Origin of the sequence: Acinetobacter lactucae (assembly GCF_013344765.1) — a bacterium.
In the GTDB taxonomy this organism is placed as follows: Bacteria; Pseudomonadota; Gammaproteobacteria; order Pseudomonadales; family Moraxellaceae; genus Acinetobacter; species Acinetobacter lactucae_A.
Genome location: NZ_JABVBF010000205.1, coordinates 1 through 5465, shown reverse-complemented (window position 1 = coordinate 5465; position 5465 = coordinate 1). Strand labels below are relative to the sequence as shown.

General features: G+C 39.5%; 4 protein-coding genes. 1 reads left to right on the top strand and 3 read right to left on the bottom strand.

The annotated features are described in order from the left end of the window. Positions 1-56: 56 nt before the first annotated feature. Positions 57-2159 (top strand): phenylacetic acid degradation bifunctional protein PaaZ, encoded by a 2103-nt coding sequence (paaZ, locus tag HUN22_RS15350; protein ID WP_174731100.1) that lies wholly within the window; start codon positions 57-59, stop codon positions 2157-2159. A gap of 44 nt (positions 2160-2203) precedes the next feature. On the opposite strand, the gene HUN22_RS15345 is transcribed toward paaZ, so the two are convergent. The 3 genes from HUN22_RS15345 to soxR form a co-directional block, all read right to left on the bottom strand. After that, positions 2204-3583 (bottom strand): L-serine ammonia-lyase, encoded by a 1380-nt coding sequence (locus HUN22_RS15345; RefSeq protein ID WP_174731098.1) that lies wholly within the window; start codon positions 3581-3583, stop codon positions 2204-2206. Positions 3584-4064: 481 nt separating this feature from the next. Further along, positions 4065-4499: an I78 family peptidase inhibitor gene (locus tag HUN22_RS15340; protein ID WP_174731096.1), complete on the bottom strand. Its 435-nt coding sequence runs from the start codon at positions 4497-4499 to the stop codon at positions 4065-4067. Between the two features lie 158 nt (positions 4500-4657). Continuing rightward, a complete protein-coding gene (gene soxR / locus HUN22_RS15335) occupies positions 4658-5122 on the bottom strand; it encodes a redox-sensitive transcriptional activator SoxR (protein WP_174731093.1) in 465 nt (154 codons plus the stop codon). Positions 5123-5465: the final 343 nt, after the last annotated feature.

Genomic DNA, 5465 nt, shown 5'->3' with positions numbered 1-5465 from the left:
AATCATATTTTTGCAATTTTTATAATTGATGTATCACATAAAAAAGGAGTTTGGTCATGCTTGAACAAGCACACCTAGAAGGAACCTCAACTGACACAGATTTTCAGCAGTCTGAGCATCAACTGCCTCACCTTGCTTCTTATGTCTATGGAACATGGCATTCGACGGGCGAAGAACTACGTCCTGTTTACCATGCCATTACGGGTGAACCGATTTATGCCGTAAGTAGCCATGGCATTGACATGAAACGTGTTGTTCAATATGCCAAACAAAATGGTTCAGAGTTGGCTAACTGGACGTTTCATCAACGCGCTAATGCTTTAAAACAAATTGCCCAATATTTACTGGAACGTAAGGAAGACTTCTACAAACTTGCTTATGCAACAGGTGCAACTCGTAAAGATGCATGGATTGATATTGAAGGTGGCATCCAGACATTATTTGCTTATTCGAGTCTGGTTCGTCGTGAACTCAATGATGAAAAAATTATTACTGAAGACAGCTGGATTCAATTATCTAAAAATGGAACTTTTGGTGCTAAACACATTTTAAGCCCTAAAGCAGGTGTTGCCGTTCACATTAATGCTTTTAACTTCCCAATTTGGGGAATGCTTGAAAAGATTGCACCGACGCTACTTGCAGGTGTGCCATGTATTGTTAAACCTGCAACCGATGGCTCTCAATTAACTCAAGCGGTTGTAAAAGCCATTGAAGAAGCACATGTGTTACCAAAAGGTTCGCTACAACTGATTTGCGGTCAAACTTATGACTTGTTAGAACAGTTAGGCCCACAAGACTGCGTTACGTTTACAGGTTCTGCCTACACAGGTCAAAAACTACGTAACCACCCTCACCTCAATAAATATTCGATTCCATTTAGCATGGAAGCCGACTCGGTAAACAGTGCAATTTTAAGCCCTGAGGCAAATCAAGAAACTGTCGATTTATTTGTGCGTGAAGTCTTCCGCGAAATGACCACCAAAGCAGGCCAAAAATGTACTGCCATTCGTCGTGCTTTCGTTCCCGAAAACTTGTTAACGACTGTACAAGAGAAGCTCACTGCCAAACTTGCTAAAGTTGTGGTGGGCGACCCTCAAAAAGAAGAAACCACCATGGGCGCTTTGGCGAGTGTTAAACAAAAACATGACGTTGCAGAAAAAGTTACCGAGCTTAGCAAAGATGCAAAAATTGTTTTTGGTGGCAACGAGACCTTTACATTTAATGCAGATCATCCTGAAAAAGGTGCTTTTTTCGCTCCTACTTTATTGCTCTGCGAACAACCTTTACAAGCGACGAATGTTCATACCACAGAGGCTTTCGGTCCAGTCTGTACCCTCATGCCATATCAAAACATTGAAGAGCTTAGTGATCTTGTTTCACGTGGTGAAGGTAGCTTAGTGGCTTCAGTCGTTAAAAATAACGATGAGAATATTGAACAGATTATTCAAAAAATTGCGCCTTGGCATGGCCGTGTGCATGTCCTCGATTCAGAGTCTGCAAAAGAAAGTACAGGCCATGGTTCACCATTACCCCATCTTGTGCATGGCGGCCCTGGTCGCGCAGGTGGCGGTGAAGAGCTAGGTGGTATTCGTGCCGTTAAACACTACATGCAGCGCACAGCAATTCAAGGTTCTCCAAATACCCTGACGCAAATTACCCACTCATGGACTGCTGGCTCGAAAGTTAACGAAGACCGTGTACATCCATTTAAAAAGTCTTTTGATGAGTTAGTAATTGGTGAACGTTTATTAACAGCACGTCGTACAGTGACTGAAGCTGATATTGTCAATTTCGCTTGTTTAAGCGGTGACTACTTCTACGCACATACCGACAAAATCGCAGCGGCTGAGTCTTTCTTTGGAGAGCGTGTGGCACACGGTTACTTCATTGTGTCTGCTGCAGCAGGTCTATTTGTAGATGCAGCACAAGGTCCTGTGATTGCAAACTACGGTATGGACAACTTACGTTTTGTTGAACCCGTTAAAATTGGTGACTCGATTCAGGTTGAACTCACCTGTAAACAAAAAACGCCTAAACCACAAAAAGATCCGTCTCAGCCTGCACATGGCGTTGTCGTGTGGGATATTAAAGTCAAGAACCAACGTGGGGAACTTGTCGCAACTTACGACATTTTAACCTTAGTTGCTCGCGAGGCTTAATGTTTAAAATGAGATGGGGTCACCTCGTCCCCATCTCATTTTTTTTAGCACTCAATTGCGTTAACAGCGAGGCCACCTTTTGATGTCTCTTTATATTTTTCAGACATATCTTTGCCTGTTTCCTTCATGGTCTGAATCACTTTATCTAATGTCACAAAATGCTCTCCTTCATCATGAAGTGCCATTTGTGCTGCATTAATCGCTTTTACGGCTGCAATTGCATTTCGTTCAATGCAAGGCACCTGAACCAAACCACCAATCGGGTCACACGTTAAACCCAAATTATGTTCAAGGCCAATTTCAGCTGCATGCTCCACTTGCTCAGGTGATGCTCCTAAAATCTCGGCTAAACCTGCCGAAGCCATCGCACATGCTGAGCCGACTTCGCCCTGACATCCCACTTCTGCACCAGAAATAGAAGCATTGAGTTTACATAAAATACCGACTGCTGCCGCGCTTAGAAAAAAGCGAACCACTTTGTCTTCGGAAAAGTCTTTAGAGAAAGTCACGTAGTAATATAAAACTGCCGGAATAATCCCTGCCGCACCATTTGTAGGGGCTGTTACTACTCGGCCGCCAGCAGCATTTTCTTCATTTACCGCTAAGGCAAATAAATTGACCCACTCCATGGCATGAAAGGTCGTCACAATCAGATTTGAGTTTTTCTTATTTAATAACTTATCGTGAATTTTTTTAGCCCGACGTTTTACGTTTAATCCGCCCGGTAATATGCCTTCATTAATTAATCCGTTGTGAATACATTGCTGCATCACTTTCCAGATTTCCATAATTTTAATGCGAATCTCACTTTCACTACGCCAGCTTTTCTCATTTTCAAGCATTAACTCGCTCACTGATAAATGATGAGTTTTACATAAGCTTAAAAGTTCAGCCGCGCTATGAAACGGATATGGAACCTTAACGTCGTTGGTTTCAGTTTGAGTGGTTGCTAATTGCCTTTGGCTAACAATAAAGCCACCACCAACCGAATAGTAAGTTTCTGCATATAAAATTTCTTGAGCCCCGTTATACGCAATCAATTCCATTGCGTTGGGGTGATAAGGCAAAGATTCATCTAAAAAAAGCACATCATGCTTATAGTCAAAAGAAATACTCTTTTGCTGATTAAGCTGGATGGTTTTATTTTCAAGTACATCTTCAATCAATCTTGTACTTACTTGAGTATCAATATGTTCAGGGTCAAAGCCCATTAAGCCTAACAATACTGCCTTGTCTGTCGCATGACCGACACCGGTTGCCGACAGCGAACCGTATAACTTCACCTGAACTCTAACCGTTGCTTGTAAATCGTTTTGCTTCAATAAATCATCCACAAAACTATATGCCGCTCGCATTGGTCCAACTGTATGGGAGCTAGATGGGCCGATGCCAATTTTAAAAAGATCAAATACACTAATAAACACTGGGCCCTACCTTCGATTCATTATTATTCGTATGTTCGTCATTATTGTGTCCTTTCGGATAGTTCTAAAATTATCATTAAGCCAACTACAAATCACGAATAACTATTAGGTAGTAGCACAAAAAGACAACGGTTGAACAATCACTATAATTTAGTTTGTTTAGATCATCATTTTGTAGATTTCATCGCTGGTAATAAATACTCTGGAGCTTTCCTTTATCAAAACAAGTACACAAATTTGTATAAATAAAAATCTACAAATATTAGCCATTAGTCGCACCACCCTATTTTTATTCATTTTTACTGGTAAAGTGCTTTACATGGTTTGATACAACCTACTTAACTCAGATGCATAATTCACCTGTTCTTGCATCTGAAGTTTTTCTGCCTCTAGTCCGCTAGGGGCTTTTTTTATTAAGTAATAAAAAAGCCCACATCTCAGCAGGCTCTTTTACTTTAAGATTTGATTTAGCAAACCTTAACTAACCACAGGTTGCCTGGGTAATTTTCTTAGAAGCAGGATCGATAGTGACCGTAACTCGGTTTGTACGATAATCCATAGTCATTGGTTGACCTGGAGCTACTTTACGCACAATTTCTGATTTAGTTTTTTGCTTAATTTGGTCATCGGTAAGGCCAGATTGACCCACCAATTTTTGAGCTTCTTCTGCTACACAGTTCGCTTGGTTGTCACGGAATAATTTCCATTCTTCGACGACTTGGCCATTTGGTAAATGACAATACCCAACCTGACCATTTGCTTCATTTCTAATTTCTAATTTCCCGCCTTGTTCTACACAATATTGACTAGCTGGGTTTGGTGAACCAATTTTTGGTGGCGTTAAATCTTTTTGTTGTACTGATGAACATGCCGTTAACGAAACTAGCGCTAAACCAAGAAAGATAATTTTTTTCATAAATTTTGCTTCTTACTAAAAAAGCTAAAGATATCAAAAAAAATCATGTTCCATACAACTTATTTACAATAAAAAACCTTTATAGATAGCAACTTACAAAACAATGAATTAAGCCAGACGGTAAATTATAATCAAAACTTAAAGTCAGAAATCTCATTCTATGGTCTTTCTAAAATACGAGGTCCAGGACCTTCTTGTGCCAGCGTATCATCTGGGTTTCTTAATGGACATTGCTCTAGAGATAGGCATCCACAACCAATACACCAATCCATTTCATCGCGTAGTCTCGTTAATTTCTGAATACGTTCATCTAGATCTTTTCGCCAATGGCTTGATAACTCTTTCCACTGCTTAGCTGTTAATTTGCTTCCCATAGGATAGGCGCTAAGTGCTGCTTTAATTTCATCTAAAGAAATTCCAACTCTTTGAGCAACTTTAATAATCGCAATATATCTTAAAACGATTAATTGAAAGCGGCGCTGATTACCATTGGTTCTTATACTTTTGATTAGCCCTTTCGCCTCATAAAAATGTAGGGTCGAGACAGGAACCCCACTTCTTTTTGCAACTTCCCCCACAGTCAAAACTCGACTAGGGTCAGCTTTTTTATTTTCACTTATCATGATGGACCTCAACTTTACTCGAGGTTTATAAGAGAGCCTATTGATTTTGTCAAATAAATCATCCAATCGCTTTAACTGCAAAAAGCCATTTTTTTAAGCTTATTGTTCTTAACTTCTCTTTAAAATTTTATGAGATAAATTTGATACGATTATTAATTCAGTTAAATCTATAAAATAACTTATTGTCATTTAAATTTAAGAAATTAATTTTGTAGAGTACATGGACACCTGCAAATCCAAAACATATTGTAAACAAAAGGCATTGGCGCTCCTAATGGATAAACTTTAACCTGTTCGATCTTATAAGTTTTTTTACGTGACTCAATGTGAAGTATATTATCGT